Genomic DNA, 19,531 nt, shown 5'->3' on the forward strand with positions numbered 1-19,531 from the left:
TCTTTTCCCTTCTTTCTACATAATATGGACACTGCTATTCTTTCAATGAACCGATCATTACGCCCTTCACAAAGTACTTTTGGAGAAAAGGGTACGTCAGGATAATCGGAATAGTAGCGATCATCATCGTAGCCATGGTCAGTGACTTCGTAGTAATCGTCCGATTTCGGTTCATATGATCCAGCGCGATGGCATTCGATGAGCCAATTTGGGTCATTATGTTGGAGTTCATAACCTGCCGCAGCAGGGTCTGTATAGGAAGCAGTTCGTCCTTCGTAATATAGATCGCTCCCGTAAACCAGTCGTTCCAGTAACCGACCGCAGTAAATAAAGCAATCGTGGCCAGCACCGGACCGGAGACGGGAATAACGATTCGGAAGAAAATGCCGTAGTTACTGCAACCGTCGATTTTGGCCGATTCCTCAAGCCCCTCCGGCAAAGCGTTGAAGAAGGTGCGGATGACAATCATGTTCCAGACGCTGATGATACCGGGGATTATCAGAACCCAAAAGGTGTCCAGCATACCCAAAGAGCGAACCAGTAAATAACTAGGAATGAGCCCTCCACTGAAGAACATCGTAATCATGAAGAACACCATATATTGTTTTCGAAAAAGCAATGTTTTCTTGGACATTCCGTAAGCTAACAGGGCCGTGAAGAAGACGGACAACGCCGTGCCGCTCATCGTTCTAAGAATGGTGATCAGAAAAGAATTCAGCAGGCGATGATCCTGAAACACAATATAATAATTTTCCAGGGTAAATGCTCTCGGCAACAAGGTTATACCGCCGAGCGCCGTATCGCTCCCTAGATTAAAGGAAATGACCAGCGCGTTCCAAAATGGGTACAGCATAAGTAGCGCCAGCAGCGTCAAAAGGATATAAATACTCCGCTGCATGATTTTGTCGCCTAGGCTTAGTCTCATTGTTCACCTCTCCTAAAAGGTTTATGGAGCATTACTTACAGTCGATACATTCCAATAAAACTTGCATCGGAAGCATTCGCTATGAGTAGTAGTACCTACCAGAGACTAACATCTGCCCGGCGGGCTATTTTGTTGGCCATCACCAGCAGAAGGACACTGATCACCGCTTTGAAAAGCCCTACCGCTGTCGCATAAGAGAATCTGGCATTTAATATCCCAACACGGTACACATAGGTGTCGATAACATCGGAGTAGGGTCGCAGGATTGGATTGGTTGCCAGCAGCAAAATGTCCTCGAAGCCCGCACTAAGCAGACTGCCGATCGCAAGAATCATAAAGATGATGATAATGGGGGTAATGCTGGGGAGTGTAATCAAGTGAATTTGCTTAAATCGGCTTGCTCCGTCTATGGAAGCGGCTTCATATAAAGTCGGATCAATGCCTGCAATCGCGGCCAGATAGACAATGCTCCCAAATCCGACCTCCTTCCACACATTTACACTTACTAGAATAGACCAGAAGTATTTGGGTAATGCCAGAAAGTTAACTGGCTTCCCTACCAGATTGAATCGCTCCAGCACATAGTTCACCGTTCCGTTATCAACAGATAATAGCGAAAATACAAAACCGGATACAATAACCCAAGACAGGAAATAAGGTAAATAGCTGACGGTCTGGATAACGCGTTTAAAGCCCATATTACCGATCTCATTCAGCATCAGTGCAAGAAGAATCGGTGCCGGAAAAGAGATAATCAATTTAAGCAAGCTAATCACAATGGTATTTCGCATCACATTCCAGAACTCCGGTGCCTCGAAGAACATTCTGAAATGCATAAATCCAACCCAGGGGCTCTTCATCATGCCGCCAAAAATATCGTATTGCTGGAACGCCATGACCACGCCATACATCGGAATGTAGCTAAAAATGAATACAAAGATAATTCCCGGCCAAACCATGGACTGCAAATCCAATTGGCTGGTGAATTTCTTCCATCTACTTGGTTTCTCGGCCGTGTTCATCCGCTTTTCCTCCTCTGGACGATTCTAGTGAAACAACGGCAAAAACGCTTTGTTCTTCTCCAGCATTTCATCCAGCAGCTGTTCAGCTACAGTGACCGAGGGCACGAGCGGATGATGAACCATAGCCTGCAGGGCCATATCCCGGTCTCCGTGCACAGCCGCCTCGATGGTGAGGCTCTCGTATTGCTTGACCGCGGCCAGCAGGCCTTTGACGGGCTGCGGAATTTTGCGCAGCGGAATCGGCAGCGGACCTTGTTTGGTTACCACACAGTTCACCTCAATGGAGGCATCGTCCGGCAAGAAGTCAATCATTCCGTTATTCCTTACATTCAACGTCTGGATATCGCGGGAATCATTATAAATGGAGCGCATCAGCAGCACTGCCGCCTCCGAGTAATAGGCTCCACCACGCTGCTCCAGTTGCTTTGGCTTCTCCTTAAGCTCTACGTTCCGGTACAGCTCAAACAACTCTTCCTCCACCTTCTTCACTACCTCAGCGCGCGATCCGGTCGTTGCTGCTGCTTCCTTCTGTTCCGCAAGCATCGCGTCCGTCATGTAGTAATAGCTAAGGTAATAAGAAGGGATGGCTTTCAAAGCATTCAGAAACCGGTGGTCCCAGGAATCAAACGGCACATTGCTCGCCTTGTAGTTCTGGGGGTAATCAATGAGCTCCTGTAGCTTGCTTTTACCGTCAATTACGATATCGGATACCCAGTGCAGATGGTTGATGCCGACAAACTCCGCGTAGATCTTCTCCATAGGAAGTCCGAAAAACTCAGAGAGCCACTTTTGAAAACCGATCGGCGAGTTGCACAGGCCTACGCTTTTTACCGATGAATATTTGTGAACAGCTTCAGTCACCATACCAGCCGGATTCGTAAAATTCAGCAACCAGGCATCCGGAGCTAGCTCCTCAATGTCCTTGCAAATATCCAGAATGACCGGAATGGTCCGTAGGCCTTTCATCATCCCTCCAGGACCCGTCGTCTCCTGACCGATGACATCGTATTGAAGCGGAATTAATTCATCCCACTTTCGCGCTTCCAGCATACCTACCCGGATTTGAGTGCAGATAAAGTCTGCTCCGGCGATGGCCTCCCTCCGCTCAAGCGTCTGGTCCACGGTAATTGGCAGTCCGGACGCAGCAATCATACGCTTGCTTAGTTCCGCAATCGTATGCAGCTTCTCCCTTCCCGCCTCAATATCCACCAGCCATACTTCGCGGATGGGAAGCTCTTTATGATGCATGATGATGCCTTCAATAAGCTCAGGCGTATATGATGAACCCGCTCCGATGACAACGAGCTTCAAAGTCTCCTTCATAATAATAGCCCCTCCTTACCCAGTGATAGACGATCAAGAACCTCCTGATTCACACGCATACCGCTGCTTTCCATTGCCAGAACGACCGCGCCTACAACCGGTTCCCGGGTTAGAATCTTTAAAGTGCCATTTGGAGCCGAATGCTTCACACTCTGTTCAATGGCCCGCCGGATGATGCCTGAGCGATCCCCTTTGGTCAATAAGCTGCCTGCAAGTACGATGTCAAAGGAATCCTCCTCCATAGCCAAATGGCGGATTGTCGAGACCGCTGCCAAACCGAGTTCATCCCCTTGCTTGGTCAGCAGTAGGGTGGCAACCTGGTCTCCTTCATCTGCCGCTTGAAACAGCAGCTCAGCAATCTGGGGAGGCAGTTCTCTCGAATGATCCAGGTAATCCTCCCTTAACTCCGAAACACTGGAATAGCCCAGCAAATGAATTAAACGTTCGCTTAAGACAGTCTCTTTCTCTCTTCCATCATCTGCCCGAAGAACGCTACGGAATACCTCAATACTTAGATCATAGCCGCCGCCGTAATCACCGAACCGATAGCCAAATCCACCACATTGATATGTAACGCCTCGCGGATTTTTACCGGCGCAGTTCACTCCCGAGCCGCAGATCAGCACGATCCCATAATTACTCTCTGTACCTGATCGCAAGGCAATCCAGGTATCGCAGGAAATCTCAGTTCGGGGAAGGCCAAGTCTGCTGATGATGGGTCGTAAAATTTGAAAATCGGATTCTCTATCCGCTCCAGCCAGGCCAAACCAGGAATACTCCAACTGATCCTTTGTCAGTCCTGACGCCAGAATCGCTTCCGATACAGCCTGTTGCAAACTGTTCTCCGCCTGCTCACGATTATTTTGATGATTCCCGTTCCCTCCCCTGCCTGCACCAATGACCGATCCCTGTTCATTTGCAATCATTGCATAAGTTTTGCTGCCCCCTGCATCGACTCCCAAAAAGTACTTCACAGTTCGTTTCACTCCTAATATTTAGGTTAACCTTACAGATGCGGTGGATTCACGCACGAGAAGCTGAGGAGCGAGCTTCGTTACACCAGCAGGCATCACCTCCCCATTGATTAATTTCATCAGCAAATCAACACCAATGCTGCCCATTTGCGCCTCAGGTTGTCTGACTGTCGTCAATCGGGGATAAAATTCACCTACGAACTGCTGATCATCAAAGCCAACCACTGAGATATCCTGAGGTACCAGAATTCCTTCCTCACGCAGGGCTTGAACAACACCGAGTGCAATAAAATCGTCTCCGGAAAAAATGGCTGTCGGCAGCTTATCTTCACGAATCCATCTCTTTGCCACCTCATAACCGCTACTTACTGTAAATCCGCAATATTCCGTGCCGAAGGGCGTTAGCCCCGATTCATCCAGTGCCTGTACATAACCCCGCTTGCGCTCCGCTACACTCAGGAACACCGAAGGGCCACCGATATAGGCGATCTGGGTGTGTCCAAGACCAATCAAGTGCTTGGTAGCTTCATACCCCCCTTGATAGTTATCGACGACGACACTGGGAACATCCTCATGCTGGAGCTGGTTATCCAGCAAGACAAACGGAATATTTTTTCTTTTCAGCTCCTCCACATATTCTTTTTCCTCAAGCGGAGATAACAGGATAATCCCGTCAACGCGGTCCTTCTGAAACAGGAAGTTAACGCCTTCATCCTCATTCTCGGCTATCGACAGGGCCAAGAAGTAACCTTGTTCTGCCAGCTTCCGGTTCACCACGCGAATCACGCGGTCATAGAAGGAGTCGTTAAAGTTGGTAATCGACATACCGATGACTCCCGTCTTACCACGCACGAGACTCCGCGCCGCTGAATTGGGCTGATAATTTAACTCCTCCATAGCACTCAGCACTTTCCGCCTATTGCCTTCACGCACAGAAGGTGAATTGTTAAGAACTCTGGATACGGTCACTACAGAGAGCCCCGACTTTTTGGCTACATCATGAATGTTCATCTAAGCTTCTATGCCTCCAAGTTCAATAGTTTAAACGTTATAACTTTTAAGGAAATAAAAAAGAACTAACTCTTCTCGCCAAAACTACATCCTGACTGAGAATCGAACATTGAATGTCAGTTTCACCTTTATCGAAAGTATCAAAATGATTTCAAAAGTTTAAAGGTTTTAACTTTAAGATGATTTTACAACCATTCCCAATATCCGTCAATCCATAAACTGCAGCCAAACTTAATATTCCGCAATCTAAATCTTCGGAATAGCAAAGTCTTTCCGCAGGATATAATTCGCTTAAGGAAATATCATTATTCAAGAACGACAACAAAAAACCTTCCCTCACCCCTAGAGGTGGAGAAGGCTTAAACGCGTCACTTCCGAAGACATGGCCAGCTATATTTTCAGCTCCCCAAGCTTGATCAGCTCGACAACCGCTTGTGAACGGCCTTTAACGTTTAGTTTTTGCATTACATTGGAGATGTGGTTCCGAACTGTTTTTTCGCTGATAAATAACAAGCCAGCGATATCACGAGTCGTTTTGTCCTGCACGAGAAGCTCGAAAACTTCGCGCTCACGATGAGTCAACAGAAATTTGCTGTGGTGTTCGTTACCCTTCAATGGTGTCACCCCTCCTTGCCCTGGGTTTGTTTGGTATAACAAGGTAAAGGGATACAGTCAAAACATATTATGTACTGATGAAGTTAATGGTGCTGTCATAACTACAAAATGGGCTTAACCATAAGAAGCTGATTACACCGCTTTAGTGAGGACATTCACCCGCAAAACTTGAAATTCTCTTGGATAGAATCATCTCCTTACAGGGCAAACTACAACTTGTTGTTTCTTATTAAAAGGAGGTGTAAGTATGAGCAACTCGAAAAATAATCAACCTACTAAGGCAGAGGTACAAACTACGAAATTAAACAAATTGCCACTAGTCGGTAAATTCGAACCAGAATTTTCTGCTGAGGAAGCCGCAGAAGTATTCAAAAATCAACCCTCTACGGAACATGAATCCCATAATGAACAATAAAATAAAGACGACACAGAATGGGGCTGTCGAATAAGTAGCTTTTTCCTATAAATGAGACGGTCCGGTTAATTATAAAAACTGTAAGCAACATTAGCAGCGATTCATCCATTATTGGAGAATCGCTGTTTTGTGTTGTTGGTCGTGAACTGCCGCTCCTACAGTGTATTCGTCATTTCCTTCTGATGCTTGCGACCCAGATGACGTTATTTGCGGTGTTTTATAGGCAAATAGCGACTATGAGGGCCGTTAGCGATCCAAATCTCGAAAAAAGCTGCATTTAAGGTTAAGGGCCGCTGTGTCCGATTGCTACTGTGTTCGCGCAAGTAAATGATCAAATCAAACGAATTGTTACTTGCTAATTCCCGCATATAATTAGATATATTTCTACAAACTCAACTCCCAGTCCCGGGATTTTTTTTGTCGTGCAAAATATAACTATGAAATACATCACATTTTTATATTGACAGTAAATGTATACGGACTTATGATAAGTCCAGCATAAATGATAACGATTATCATTCACATATAAAAAAGGGGTGCTTCATTCAATGAAATTCACATATGCCGTGCCTGCAGGTCTACTTGCAGCCTCCATACTATTTACCGGGTGTGCCAGTAACAACAATAACAGTAATAGCAACACTAGCAATAATAACTCTGCAAATGCTGCTGCTAACAGTACCAAGGCAACAAATACATCTGATACCACTACAGCAACTACTGCCGACTTTACATCAGCGGTTGAACAATATCGTACATACGTCATCGAGCAATGTGATGAATTTGTAAAGCAAACAGAAAATTTCACGAACGCAGTTAAAGAAGCAAAAATTGAGGATGCAAAGGCACTTTATGCGCCAGCCCGCATGTATTATGAGCGAATTGAGCCGATTGCAGAAGCACTTGGTGATTTGGATCCGAATATTGATGCCCGCGAGAATGACGTAGATGCTGCTGAATGGCGCGGCTTCCATAAGCTTGAAAAGGCACTCTGGCAGGATAACACAACCAAAGATATGACCGAAGTTGCTGACCAATTATTGAAAGATGCCCAGCTTCTACGTGCAAAAGTAGAGACCGTAGAAATCGACGCCAATCTGCTCGTTACTGGTGCTGTAGAACTGCTTAATGAGGTTTCTTCTTCTAAAGTAACAGGTGAGGAAGAACGTTACTCCCACACAGATCTGTATGATTTCGTCGCTAATGTTGAAGGTGCCCAAAAGATATACGAGCTGTTAAAGCCAGAACTGGCGAAAAAAGATGCTGAGCTGGAAAAAACGATTGGTGAACGGTTTGCAGCTTTGCAAGCTGAGCTTGCTCCTTTCAAATCTGGAGATGGATATGTTTCCTATGAAGAGCTAAAGGAAGAAGATGTCCGTAAGTTGAGTCAGAATTTGGATGCCTTGGCTGAGCCATTGTCCAACATGGGAACTATTCTAGGAGTGTGATCATCATGAATAAGCAAAATAGATCTACCGGTGTACCAGCGAATGCAGAAGGTGCCCCTCTCAATGAACAATCCAAGAGTAACCTTATATTAGATAAAAAACTAAGCCGCCGCGATATGCTGCGGCTTACTGGCGCCACTAGCCTTGGTCTATTATTAGGTGGTGGAGGTGTTGGGGGAATTATGGCTGCACGCAATGCCGTAGCTGAGCCAACAGTAGCCTCCGATGCTGATTCCATTCCTTTTTACGGGAGTCATCAGGCCGGCATTCTAACCCCTGCGCAAAATTTTATTTACTTCGCAGCCTTTGATCTGACCACAACGAAGCTATCCGATGTAAAAAAGCTAATGCAAGCATGGACAACTGCCGCAGCTTCTCTTACTACTGGCAGCCTCATTGGAGACGTCAATGACAACCCTAATCTCCCACCCTCCGATACAGGTGAAGTGGATGGTTTAACCCCTTCGCGCTGTACACTTACCTTTGGTGTCGGCCCTTCTTTTTTTGACAACAGATTTGGTTTATCTTCCAAGCGTCCAACCCTATTAGCCGATCTTCCAGCATTTACGGGAGACAGCCTGGATCCTAAGTGGTGTGGTGGAGATATTTGTGTCCAAGCATGTGCTGATGATCTGCAGGTGGCCTTCCATGCCATCCGAAATCTGGCACGTATCGCCCGTGGCACAGCCGTACTCCGCTGGACACAGGAAGGCTTCCAGCGCACAGGAACAGCAGATCCTAAGGGAGCGACGCCACGTAATCTTCTTGGTTTCAAAGATGGTACGGGTAATCCTGATACTGCGAATGAAGCAGAAATGAACGAAGTGGTCTGGAACAGCAGCAGTGACGGTCCTTCATGGATGAGCGGCGGCACTTATATGGCAGTTCGCCGTGTACGTTTCCGAATTGAGGTCTGGGACCGTTCCTCTCTGAGCGATCAAGAATCCACCTTCGGCCGTTATCGTCATAGCGGAGCACCTATCGGTGCAAAGGATGAATTCGATGATCTGAATCTTAAAGCGGCTGATGCTTCCGGGAAGCCTATTATCCCGCCGGATTCACACTCTGCCTTAGCACATGGTGACGGCACAGTTAAAATGCTGCGCCGCTCCTACTCCATTTCCAGCGGATTAGATGCCGCAACAGGTCAGCTCGATGCAGGATTATTATTCATTAGTTTTCAACGGGATTTAATGAAGCAATTTGTTGCGATCCAGCAGCGTCTCTCCAAGAGTGATCGGCTAAACGAATATATGACTCATACAGGCAGTGCGGTATTTGCCTGCTTCCCGGGTATTCGTAAAGGCGGCTACATCGGGGAAGCACTTTTAGGCTAAGTCAGCCCTATTTTCCAATCAAATGTTCCTGTCCATTATTGAAAGGGGATTATCCCGATGTACTCTCTTAATAAACGGCTGCTATCGAAGGCAGCCGGACTGATTCTGTTTAGCATCATATGTATACTGATGCTGTCTAACCCGGCGGGGGCGGAGGGTGATGGCCCGGTCGACGAGCTGCTGCCGCCTGTCGGCAGCGCGCTCGTCGAAGCCGGCCAGAGCCGCTGGGACGCGGCCGCCGCCGATGTAGAAGCGTTCGCAGCGCTGTGGCGCACCGCGAACGCGAACACGCCGGACCCGGCACTTGCCGGTCCGGCTGCCGCCGTTGACGCCGCGCTTGCAGACGCGGCGGCGGCCCTTGCGGCGGGCGATGGTGCGCCCGCCAAAACGGCACTGTCCACGCTCGCAAGAAGCGTGGACGCGTATGTCACCGCCGCCACCGGCACGGACGGCGGTGACACCGGAGCCGCCGGCCAAGAGACGGCGGCGAAACTGTTGCCCGCGGCAGAGCGCACGCGGGATGCGGTGCGCAGCGCCGACTGGAACGCGGCAGCGGCAGCGTACCGCGACATCGTCAGCGGATGGAAGCCGGCAGAGCGCAACATCCGGGCCGATAATTCCGCCGTCTACAGCTTGCTGGAGACGAAGATTAGCCTGCTGCGCATCGCGCTGCAGGCAGAACCGCTCCGCGAGGAGTCGGCGAAATCAGAAGCCGAAGCCTTGTATCAGCTGCTTGCCGATTACAGTGAAGGCAAAGCAATAGATGCTGGAGATACTTCCGGTAAACCAGCATCTATTGAAGGATTGATCAGCCATCTCAACAAAGCTTCTTCCACTGCCAAAGCAGGAAAGAGCGCAGAAGCAGCTAATATCATGGAGCAATTCATCGTAGATTGGCCTTCTGCTGAAGGACAAGTACAGATTGCATCTCCAGCGGTCTATACCAATATTGAGAACGAAAGTGCAGCAGTCACTGGCTACCTGCTCTCTAATCCACCTAAGCTAGATCAAGCCTTAAAGATCATGGATAATATGGTCACTGAGCTGACTCCTTTGGCTGGTGAGACAACCTATAACGCTTGGGATGCTGCGCTAATTCTTCTGCGTGAAGGACTGGAAGCGATCCTCGTATTGTCTGCCCTTCTTGCCTACCTGAAGCGTGATGGCAACACAAAAGCACAGAAATGGATTTGGTCTGGCGCAGCTGTAGGACTTGTAGCAAGTATCGCATTAGCCGTTATACTCACCTATACCATTTCCCGCGCAGCTTCTGGTGGAGCACGCGAGATGATTGAAGGCATCACAGGTCTTGTAGCCGTCATTATGATGCTTACCATTGGACGCTGGCTGCATAGTAAATCAAATACCGCAAATTGGAACAACTATGTTGGACGGCAAGTGGATGGAGCATTAGCAAAGGGCAATCTTTGGTCTTTGTCCTCCGTAGCAGCGCTTGCGATTTTACGTGAAGGAGCAGAAACCACCATTTTTTATGTAGGGATGGCCCCTTCCATTAAAGTGTCTCAATTGCTGCTAGGGATCGGTAGTGCTCTAGTGATTCTAGGAGTTGTAGGTTACGCAATTATTGCCTTAAGTGCGAAATTGCCGATTGCCGCCTTCTTCCGTACAGCTACACTTCTTATTTACTATTTAGTATTCCGCTTTCTTGGAGAGAGCATTCACTCCCTTCAAGTCGCAGGGAAACTACCCGCACATGTACAGGATGGGTTACCTTCTATTAGCTGGCTAGGGATGTATCCAACTTGGGAAACTTTAGTGCCTCAGCTGCTTATCCTTGCATTTATTGTGTGGGAGATACTGCGCAATAGAGCACCAAAAGCGTCACAAACTGTATAGCTACAAAGAAAAACGGTTGTCATCTTTAACGATGATAACCGTTTTTTGTAAATTTTAAATGAAGCCGATCCTATGGCCTTTATATTAGAAATGAAACTAGATAATACCGGTCCGTCACGCCCGTTAGGTTACGCCGGTTTAGTCCGGTAATCTCTTGCAACTACAGTCTAATTTATGAAATGGATTCCATAGCAAGCTTTTTATTTGCGATGTAATTTACGGACGATATAATAGAATAAAAAGACTATATACAACACACAAGCATCAAAGGGAGGCTGTTGTTCTCGAATGACTAATATAAAAGAAATCGCCCGTATGGCTGGTGTTTCCGTGACAACGGTCTCGCGAGTACTCAATAATCATCCTTATGTAAGTGAAGCCAAAAGAACCATTGTCCTAAATACCATAGAAAAATTAAACTACACGCGTAATATGAACGCCGTACATCTAATTACCGGCCGTACCCAAGCCATTGCAGTTATTATCCCTAACATCAACCTTTTTTATTTCTCTGTAATTATTGGAGGCTTAGCCCAAGAAGCGCTGCTAGCGCATTACCGACTCATTCTGTGCCAGACCAATTATCGTCATGAAGAAGAGCTCAAGGTACTGGAGATGCTGCGCAACAAAGAAATTGACGGCGTGGTAATTGTATCTACGAGAATGAGCTCAGAAGTCATTGAAGAATATACAGCATATGGCCCGATAGTCATCTGCCAAGATAGAGGCGAATGCCGCTTCTCTTCCGTGTATATTGAGCATTATTCTGCTTTTCGTTCCGGCCTGCAGTACTTGAGTGACAAGGGGTACCAACAGATCGGTTACTGTGAAGGCAGGCAGCACGGCAGCAGTAGTTCCATCCGGCAAATTGCCTTTAGTGACTTTCTAGCCGCTACCGGACAGCCTTTTCATGAAGAATGGATGATGTATGACTGTATGAATGAAGAGGATGGCGGTCGTGTATTGCACCAACTGCTGAAAATGAATAAGCGACCCAATGCCCTGATTATATCAGGCGATCATGTGGCAGCCGGTCTGATCATCGAAGCGTGGAAGAACGGAATCCGTATTCCTGAGGATCTGGCGGTCATCGGATTTGACGACCAGCCGATCGGACGAACTTTAGGTCTCACCACCATAGATAACCAGTTACCTGAAATGGGTGTTACAGCTTTTCGGATCATCTATGATCAGATCCAAAATAATGATAGTCATCCTGTACACCGTAAGCTTGAGTATCGCATTATTGAACGTTCTACGGTATAGCTCGATTCAGTTATTGTTCAAAAACGGTCCACCTCGCAGTCTTCTGTGAGTGGGCCGTTTTTATTTAAATAGAAGAGAGACTAATAATTCTCGCATTTTATCCTTATTGTATTCATTTTTACCCCTTGCATCCGGTTAGATTTTGTTTTATTCTGAATATGAAAATAATTTTCTTATTTCAATAAATAATTTTAAAAATAATTTTAAAAAGCTACATTAGAAGTCGAGGTGAATGGATGTCCCCAATTTTATATGCACTTGAGCATGAAAAGTCCAAGCTCTCCCAAATGGAGCGCAAGCTGGCGGAACGGATCCTGTCATCGCCAGGTGAAATCGTTCATATGGGCATCACAGAACTCGCAGAGCAATGCGGTATTAGTCCTGCTACTATCACACGTTTTTGTAAGGTTCTGCATTTTAAAGGCTTCCCAGATTTCAAAGTAAAGCTGGCAGCTGAAATTGCTCATAGCGATGCAGGGCCTCAGGATGGCGGTTCTTCTTATCAAGATATCGTTGCAGGTAATCCGCTTTCCGTTATTGTGGAAGCGATGCAAACGAACCACCTGACCTCCATTCGGGATACGACTTCACTCCTAGATCTGGAACGATTACAAGCAGCCGTTAATTTATTGTGCCAAGCAAGGCGAGTGGATCTTTACGGCATGGCAACTTCCTCCATTGTTGCACAGGATTTCTATCAGAAGCTGATCCGCATTGGCGTGAATTGCACCGCTTTCGCCGATTCCCATATGCAGATTACATCTGCCTCTTCGCTCTCTGAAGGCGATGTCGTATTCGCAGTATCGTATTCCGGGGAAACCCCAGAGACCATTGATGCTTTAACTTGTGCCAAAGCCAGCGGAGCAAGCACAATCGCTTTAACCTCTTACGGCAGCAGCCCCTTGGCAACTCTGGCTGATATTCCACTGTTCTCCTCTTCTCTGGAAAAAGGAATGCGCCGAGGAGATATGGCCTCACGAATTGCCCAGCTACACATCATTGATATTTTGTTTACTGGAATGGTCAGCACCCGTTTTGGGGATTTTATTCCTAGACTGGAGCAATCTTATTTGAATGTCCAACATTACCGAAACAAACGAGGAGGTCAATCTTAATGAATATTCTTAAATTCAACAGTGATGAAGATTTTGTACAAACGGGTGCGAACCTAATTGCCAGCCTGCTTCAAAGCAATCCAAAAGCGGTGCTCGGTCTAGCGACCGGGAGTTCCCCAGTTGGTGTTTATGCCAAATTGGTTGAAATGCACCAAAAAGGACTTGTAAGCTTCTCGAAAGCTTCTTCCTTCAATCTTGATGAGTATGTCGGACTTCCTGTTGATCATCCGCAAAGCTATCGCAGTTTCATGAACGAGCAATTATTCAATCATATTGATATTGACCCAGGGCAGACACATATCCCTAACGGCAATGCTGCAGATATGGAAGCGGAGTGCCGCGCATACGACAAAATGCTGGAAGAGAACGGACCGGTTGACTTGCAGATCCTTGGGATTGGAAGCAACGGGCATATTGGTTTTAATGAACCAGATGCTAATCTGAGCAGCAAAACACATGTCGTTGATTTGCTTGAAGACACACTGGAAGCAAATGCCAGATTCTTCGACTCTTTGGACGATGTACCACGGCAAGCAGTCACTATGGGCATCGGCGACATTCTGAAAGCTCGCCAGATTCTATTGTTAGTACGTGGTGCCGGCAAAGCTGAAGCCATCCGGAATGCCGTTGAAGGTCCGATTACTACCCAGTGCCCTGCATCTTTACTGCAAAGCCATCCGAATGTAATTGTCCTTGTAGATGAAGGAGCAGGAAAATGGCTGAAATAAACGAAGCGCTAGGAAAATTACTGTTTGGTAAGGTGCTAACCCCCCAAGGATTAATTAAGCATGGCGTAATTGCAGTATCTCGTGAGCAGATTCATTATGCCGGCGAGGCAGCATGGCTTCCAGAGATTTACGCTCACTGGCCTGCTAGTGGTCAAGCTTCGGAAGACCTGCTTATCCCTGGATTTGTGGATGTGCATGTACATGGTGGAGCTGGCCACGACTTTATGTATAGTGATGCTGAATCTTTAAATACCATCACTAAATTTCACAGCTCCCAGGGAACAACTACCATGCTGGCTACAACTATGACTGCCTCTAAGTCAGCCATTGACCAAGTCTTTGTTGAAATAAACGCATATCGCGCTACTGAGATGCCATACACACAAATCGTGGGCATGCATTTGGAAGGACCATTCATCAGCCCGAAATGGTCTGGAGCTCAGAATCCTGAGCATATTGTTCTGGCTAATATTGAGTGGCTGGAACAATGGGAGAATGATTATCCAGGCATGATCCGGCAAGTCACATTGGCTCCGGAACGTGAAGGTGCACTAGAAGCTATCCTCTGGCTACGTAAGCATGGTATTACCGCGGCTCTTGGTCACACTGATGCTTCCTTTGAAGAGGTTATAGCTGCGGCAGATGCCGGATTAAATCAAGCCGTGCATATGTTTAATGCAATGACACCACTACATCACCGCAAGCCTGGAGCTGCTGGTGCTGTACTATTCGATAAACGCATACGTGCGGAGATCATCGCCGATGGCATACATGTTCATCCTGCAGCGATTTCTCTAGTGGCTAATCTAAAAAAAGATAACAATTTGTTATTGATTACAGATGCCATGTCTGCAACAGGTCTAAGTGATGGTGAATATACGATCGGTGATTTACCTGTGCTAGTTCAAGATGGCATCGCAACACTTAAAGATAACCCTGCCGCTTTGGCAGGTAGTACACTTACCATGATTCGTGGCTTCCGTTATCTCATACAGGAAGTAGGGCTCAGCCTAGAAGAGGCCTCCCATGCTGCAAGCCTTACTCCGGCGATATCCATTGGAATGGAGCGTTCCATCGGTACCTTGGAAGCCGGAAAACGCGGTGATATCCTGCGTCTTGACGCTGAATTGAATTTGCGAGGCGTATGGATTGGCGGTCGCCCAATTACCATTTAATAAGGTGGCTATATAATAAAAAAGCAACAATTCTCGCCACAAAGGAGAGGACTGTTGCTTTTTTTTGTTTATAAAATCGAACTATTGATTAATAATTACGCGTTGGGAAAATTCGCTCAACCATCGTTCGGAATTCATCCACAAAGCCCTTGATCGGATGACCCGCACGGGCCTCTTCTGCATAAACGTTAACACGCTCTACAAAGTCTGGGTTTGCTGATACATATACATCCTTAATTGTTGCATCATGTTTTTTAACTTCAGCAGCGATTTTCGCTTTAATTTCTTTAGTAACCGTATCTGTTTCTTTCATATTCATCGTGTTATTTGTATTGTTCATGTGAGTCGAATGAGTACCGTTCATGTGAGTTGAATTACTTCTATAATTCGTACCATGAGTACTATTGGTGTAGTTTGGAGTGGTACTGCGAATACCCATTCCAGTCCCCAAACCATCTGTCATCCCTGATCCGGTTCCGGTTCCGGTAGAATTTCTAGTTCCCATGCCCATTCCATTACCAATGCCCATTCCCATATTGACATCACGTTTCGAACCGTTGCTATTCAGCAGAGGTCCATTATTATAAGTATGGGTTCTGGTCCCCGTTGTCCCAGTACCTGTTCCCAGACTTCCCATTCCGGTTGTTCCATTTCTGTGAGTACCCATGCCAAGTGTTGCAGGTCCAGTGCTTGTTGTACCAGGGACTGTATTCACAGTGCCTCTCAGAGCTCCGTTCGTTCCATTCGTTACGGCCCCTGTATCATTCATTCCATCGCGCCCTATTTTCACTCTTCCTGTACCCGACATTACTCCAGTCGGTCCATAATTGTGTGGAACTGTAGATGATTTGGCTCGATACGATGTAGTACCTTTGGCCCGAAGACCAGTAGTTGTATCATGTAACGTTACGGCGACATACGCATTTTTACCTGCAAGCATTACGTTCGCTGTACGAACTTCAGGCATAGCAGCAATACGATCAGCAAGCTCCTGACTGACCTCCATTTTAGTGATATTATGCGTACCCATTGTTCCTCCGCGTACGGAGTTTACACCGATACGTCCGTCATTTACCCCACGGACACTATTAGTTTGCACATTAGTCTTTTCTGCCGTGTTCGTCCCACACCCTGTAATACTCACCAAGCCTAGAAGTAATGCGGCTGAGACTGACATGCTGATCTTGGATCGCATCATGAATTCATCCTCCATCTCTATTGTTGTATGTGTGCAGCGTAACAGTCGTTAGCATGACCTTCCGAAGAACAAGCTATCCTGAAAGGATTTGGAACTATGTCTGTTTACCGTCACCTGCGAATGCACATCGGCGTATCTTATAAACAGTAAGCCGTATTTCAACGAAGTCGGTATTGCTCCGCAAAAGTCAGGAGGCACGTGCATGAAAGTTTTATTCACGTTTTATATACCGAGTGGCGGGGTGGAAACTTTAAATAAGCTGCGGTGTGAGAGTCTCCAGCGGAATGGGATCGAATGTCATGTTTTATATCTAATGCCTGGTTCAGGAAGCCAGAATAAGGCTAACTTTCCGGTCTTCATTTCCTCTTTAGATGAGGAGATTAAAGAAGTTCTTGAGACACATAACTATGATGCCATTATTGTTACATCCGATTATTTATTGCTTAAGCGTCTGCGCGAGCTCGGTTATGGCGGTATTTTGATATACGAATCTCAAGGACTTGGAAAACGGAGCCATGCGGAAGATCTAATCAAAGACGCTATCCCTTATTTCCGCTCCTACTGTAACGCAGTCTTAATCCCACCAACGGATCATTTACTGGAGCTGTTTATTGAAATCTGTCCATGGCTACATCGGTATGTCATTCCCAATATTGTTGATGTTCAGTCCTTTCAGCATATCCCTGCCGATCCTCCGGCTGATCCGGTCATCGCTTGGGTCGGGCGTCTGGAAAGCAACAAAAATTGGCGGGAGTATTTGAAAATTGCCCATCAAATTCGCCTTCACAAACCAAACCTTCATCTATGGATGTTTCATGATCCTGAATTAGCCACAGAGGATCAAAAGCAGCTCTTCCAAGAAGAATTGCATAGGTTAGGTCTGAACGACCGTCTAAGTACCTTTACCAACATCCCTAACCATGTGATGCCGATTTATTATTCCTCCATAGCTAATTCTGGAGGGTTCCTGTTATCCACTTCTGTTACAGAGGGATTTGGATATGCCGTTGCGGAAGCCATTTGCTGTACTTGTCCCGTGCTTAGCACGGATTCCGACGGCGTTAGATCTTTTATTGTGCATAATATTTCAGGTAAATTTTATCCTCTTGGCAACATACAAATGGCCGTCAATGAAGGGCTAGAGCTAATGAACAATATATCACTGCGAAATGCACTCCGTCAGCAAGGAAGAATTTATATGGTTTCACGTTACGGTACGGAAAAATATGCGCAGTCTTTTCGTGAAATGATGAACTCCTTTGCCATCTTTTAACTGCAAAAGAACCTTCAAACCACTTTATGTGGATTTGAAGGTTCTTTATAATTTTGGGACATACTAAGATGGATTTCTTGATACAATCTCAAATAACATATTTTGAAATATTCGTGTACTTTTTTCCCAAGTGAACTCCTGTGAAACCTCTTCCCCCTTACGAGCCAATCGTTGACGTAAAGACGGGTCTCTGATTAAGGTTATAATGTCATCTGCAAGCCGATTCTCAAATCGGTAGGACATTAAGCAGTTATGACCATGTGTACAATATTCCTTATTCCCACCGGCGTAAACCGTAACGAGTGCTGCACCACAACGCATGGCCTCGATCCCTGGTAACGAACCTGTATCATACGTGCTCGAACTTACAAAAATATCGCTCTCACTATAGTGGAAACAGAGTTCTGTATCATTCGCTGGAGTTCTTATTTGGTAACGTTCGTCGTTCACTAGGGCTTGTAGTGTTGTAGATTCCGCTTGTTCTCCGGGAGGAGAAATTAAATATATTTCGACCTCAGGATGGTAGGCTTTAACCTTATTTAATTGCTGAAGTAAATAATCCTGCTCACGGTGAGCTGAGAATCCACCCTCTGGTTTTCGCATAATCGCGGAAATTACCAGCCTTTTATTACGATCACGGATTTTCGTATTTTTAAAAACGGGACCTACTCCGATCGGCACGATTCTCCCTTTAATCCCATGGTTCATCTGGACAATTCCTTGTTGCCAGTGTGATAGAACGAGTAAGTTAGGTGCAATATTATACGATGAAAAAGAACGGCTATTGTCAGGTAAAAAGGCAGGCTCATAACAAAGCGCCAATCGAACATGAATACCTTTCCCCTCTTCACTTGCCCGCTGTGATACCTCGACTGTGGTATAGAAGTTGGAGATAATCACATCTCCTGCAGGAAAATCGCTTGCTACCAGTTCTCCTTCTTTTGCATAGATCAGTTTACATCTCATCTCGTATTCTACGACACCATCACTGGGTAAGAGGATCGTCACTTCATGACCCATTTCTGTCAGACGATTAGCCAGCTCCGTGAGCATACGCTGCGCCCCGCCCCTAGTTAGAGTTAGAACAGGAAATATTAATTTCATTTCCCTCTCTCCTTTTGCAACAAGCGTGATAGAACCCGGCGATGTCTTGCTTGTACCTGCTCAATCTCCTTTTTCTGCTCCTCTTTGTGAATCACTGAGCCCATTTCGTTATGAACTCGGTAATCAAGCAGCGGTTCCTCTACATAAGACCATGTATAATACGGCAAAATACGTAGCCATAGATCATAATCTTGTGTATACAACAATTTCTCGCTAAATTTCCCAACTGCACAAAAGATCTCCATATGGAGAAGAACCGTACTTCCATTTACCGGGCAGCCCAACATCATAGTCTCAATAAAATGGGCCCTGCTGTTAAAAATCATACTTATCGTTTCGGAAATCCGCTCACCCTGCTCATTTATATAATAATAGGCAGTATAATTAAACAAAGTCCCTGTGCTTTTGAGCATTTGCATCTGGTTTTTGATTTTATTCGGATGAAATAGATCGTCAGCACTTAGCCAAGCAAAATAGGTTCCAGTAGCCACTTCTATCCCTTTGTTTAGTGCGGAGGCCGTTCCTCCATTGCTTTTTCGTATATAACTAATCTTATCCCTGAAGGGCTCAAGCTTCTCCATCCAAAGCGTAGATCCATCATCGATTACTATGATCTCTATGTTCGAATAACTTTGTTTCAACACGCTTTGGATGGCGAGATCCACATATGGGCAGTTATAAAAAGGAATGATCACCGACACTTTAGGTTCTTCACTCATGCGCTCACCTCCTTCACCTGAAGCTC

At 46.1% G+C, this 19,531-nt stretch carries 18 protein-coding genes; 9 read left to right on the plus strand and 9 right to left on the minus strand.

Annotated elements, in window-relative coordinates; genetic code table 11:
* Positions 1-34 precede the first annotated feature (34 nt).
* The 6 genes from M2444_RS19895 to M2444_RS19920 form a co-directional block, all read right to left on the minus strand.
* Positions 35-925, minus strand: coding sequence for a carbohydrate ABC transporter permease (locus M2444_RS19895; protein WP_094877989.1), 891 nt, complete (start codon positions 923-925; stop codon positions 35-37).
* A gap of 95 nt (positions 926-1,020) precedes the next feature.
* The gene (locus tag M2444_RS19900) at positions 1,021-1,947 is read right to left on the minus strand and encodes an ABC transporter permease (protein ID WP_280787862.1); all 927 of its coding nucleotides are present in this window, start codon (positions 1,945-1,947) and stop codon (positions 1,021-1,023) included.
* 24 nt (positions 1,948-1,971) lie between these two features.
* Positions 1,972-3,270, minus strand: coding sequence for a 6-phospho-beta-glucosidase (locus tag M2444_RS19905; protein ID WP_280787863.1), 1,299 nt, complete (start codon positions 3,268-3,270; stop codon positions 1,972-1,974).
* Positions 3,267-4,244: an N-acetylglucosamine kinase gene (locus tag M2444_RS19910; protein WP_280787864.1), complete on the minus strand. Its 978-nt coding sequence runs from the start codon at positions 4,242-4,244 to the stop codon at positions 3,267-3,269. Before M2444_RS19910 ends, M2444_RS19905 begins: the two co-directional genes overlap by 4 nt.
* Before the next feature lie 21 nt (positions 4,245-4,265).
* Positions 4,266-5,255: a LacI family DNA-binding transcriptional regulator gene (locus M2444_RS19915; protein ID WP_280787865.1), complete on the minus strand. Its 990-nt coding sequence runs from the start codon at positions 5,253-5,255 to the stop codon at positions 4,266-4,268.
* Positions 5,256-5,645: 390 nt separating this feature from the next.
* On the minus strand, positions 5,646-5,870 hold the full coding sequence (locus M2444_RS19920) for a helix-turn-helix domain-containing protein (protein WP_019908812.1): 225 nt from the start codon (positions 5,868-5,870) through the stop codon (positions 5,646-5,648).
* A 247-nt stretch (positions 5,871-6,117) separates the two neighbouring features.
* On the opposite strand from M2444_RS19920, the gene M2444_RS19925 reads away from it, so the two are divergent.
* From M2444_RS19925 to nagA, 8 genes are all read left to right on the plus strand, one after another.
* Positions 6,118-6,285 (plus strand): hypothetical protein, encoded by a 168-nt coding sequence (locus M2444_RS19925; protein ID WP_179281690.1) that lies wholly within the window; start codon positions 6,118-6,120, stop codon positions 6,283-6,285.
* Positions 6,286-6,833: 548 nt separating this feature from the next.
* Positions 6,834-7,733 carry an iron uptake system protein EfeO gene (gene efeO / locus M2444_RS19930; RefSeq protein WP_094872648.1) on the plus strand — a complete coding sequence of 300 codons (900 nt, stop codon included), beginning with the start codon at positions 6,834-6,836 and terminating at the stop codon, positions 7,731-7,733.
* 5 nt (positions 7,734-7,738) lie between these two features.
* The gene (gene efeB / locus M2444_RS19935; RefSeq protein WP_280787866.1) at positions 7,739-9,070 is read left to right on the plus strand and encodes an iron uptake transporter deferrochelatase/peroxidase subunit; all 1,332 of its coding nucleotides are present in this window, start codon (positions 7,739-7,741) and stop codon (positions 9,068-9,070) included.
* A 57-nt stretch (positions 9,071-9,127) separates the two neighbouring features.
* Positions 9,128-10,927: an FTR1 family iron permease gene (locus tag M2444_RS19940; RefSeq protein WP_280787867.1), complete on the plus strand. Its 1,800-nt coding sequence runs from the start codon at positions 9,128-9,130 to the stop codon at positions 10,925-10,927.
* Positions 10,928-11,215: 288 nt separating this feature from the next.
* Positions 11,216-12,193, plus strand: coding sequence for a LacI family DNA-binding transcriptional regulator (locus M2444_RS19945; protein WP_280787868.1), 978 nt, complete (start codon positions 11,216-11,218; stop codon positions 12,191-12,193).
* A gap of 236 nt (positions 12,194-12,429) precedes the next feature.
* A complete protein-coding gene (locus M2444_RS19950) occupies positions 12,430-13,308 on the plus strand; it encodes a MurR/RpiR family transcriptional regulator (RefSeq protein ID WP_280787869.1) in 879 nt (292 codons plus the stop codon).
* Complete coding sequence (gene nagB, locus M2444_RS19955; RefSeq protein WP_094872656.1) at positions 13,308-14,036, plus strand: glucosamine-6-phosphate deaminase; 729 nt, start codon at positions 13,308-13,310, stop codon at positions 14,034-14,036. The genes M2444_RS19950 and nagB overlap by 1 nt, the downstream gene beginning before the upstream one ends.
* Positions 14,024-15,211 carry an N-acetylglucosamine-6-phosphate deacetylase gene (gene nagA, locus M2444_RS19960; RefSeq protein ID WP_094877997.1) on the plus strand — a complete coding sequence of 396 codons (1,188 nt, stop codon included), beginning with the start codon at positions 14,024-14,026 and terminating at the stop codon, positions 15,209-15,211. Before nagB ends, nagA begins: the two co-directional genes overlap by 13 nt.
* 88 nt (positions 15,212-15,299) lie before the next feature.
* Here nagA and M2444_RS19965 read toward each other — a convergent pair whose 3' ends face one another.
* Positions 15,300-16,409 carry a YhcN/YlaJ family sporulation lipoprotein gene (locus M2444_RS19965; RefSeq protein ID WP_280787870.1) on the minus strand — a complete coding sequence of 370 codons (1,110 nt, stop codon included), beginning with the start codon at positions 16,407-16,409 and terminating at the stop codon, positions 15,300-15,302.
* A gap of 202 nt (positions 16,410-16,611) precedes the next feature.
* Between M2444_RS19965 and M2444_RS19970 the strand changes: the two genes are divergently transcribed.
* Entirely contained in the window at positions 16,612-17,682 is a 1,071-nt protein-coding gene (locus tag M2444_RS19970; RefSeq protein ID WP_280787871.1) for a glycosyltransferase family 4 protein, read from the plus strand.
* 63 nt (positions 17,683-17,745) lie between these two features.
* Here the strand turns inward: M2444_RS19970 and M2444_RS19975 are convergent, their stop codons facing one another.
* Together M2444_RS19975 and M2444_RS19980 are read right to left on the minus strand one after the other, a co-directional pair.
* The gene (locus M2444_RS19975) at positions 17,746-18,786 is read right to left on the minus strand and encodes a glycosyltransferase family 4 protein (protein WP_280787872.1); all 1,041 of its coding nucleotides are present in this window, start codon (positions 18,784-18,786) and stop codon (positions 17,746-17,748) included.
* The gene (locus tag M2444_RS19980; RefSeq protein ID WP_094878001.1) at positions 18,783-19,505 is read right to left on the minus strand and encodes a glycosyltransferase; all 723 of its coding nucleotides are present in this window, start codon (positions 19,503-19,505) and stop codon (positions 18,783-18,785) included. Before M2444_RS19980 ends, M2444_RS19975 begins: the two co-directional genes overlap by 4 nt.
* Positions 19,506-19,531 lie beyond the last annotated feature (26 nt).

The organism is Paenibacillus sp. PastF-3 (assembly GCF_029893135.1).
Taxonomy (GTDB): Bacteria; Bacillota; Bacilli; order Paenibacillales; family Paenibacillaceae; genus Paenibacillus_AQ; species Paenibacillus_AQ nitricinens.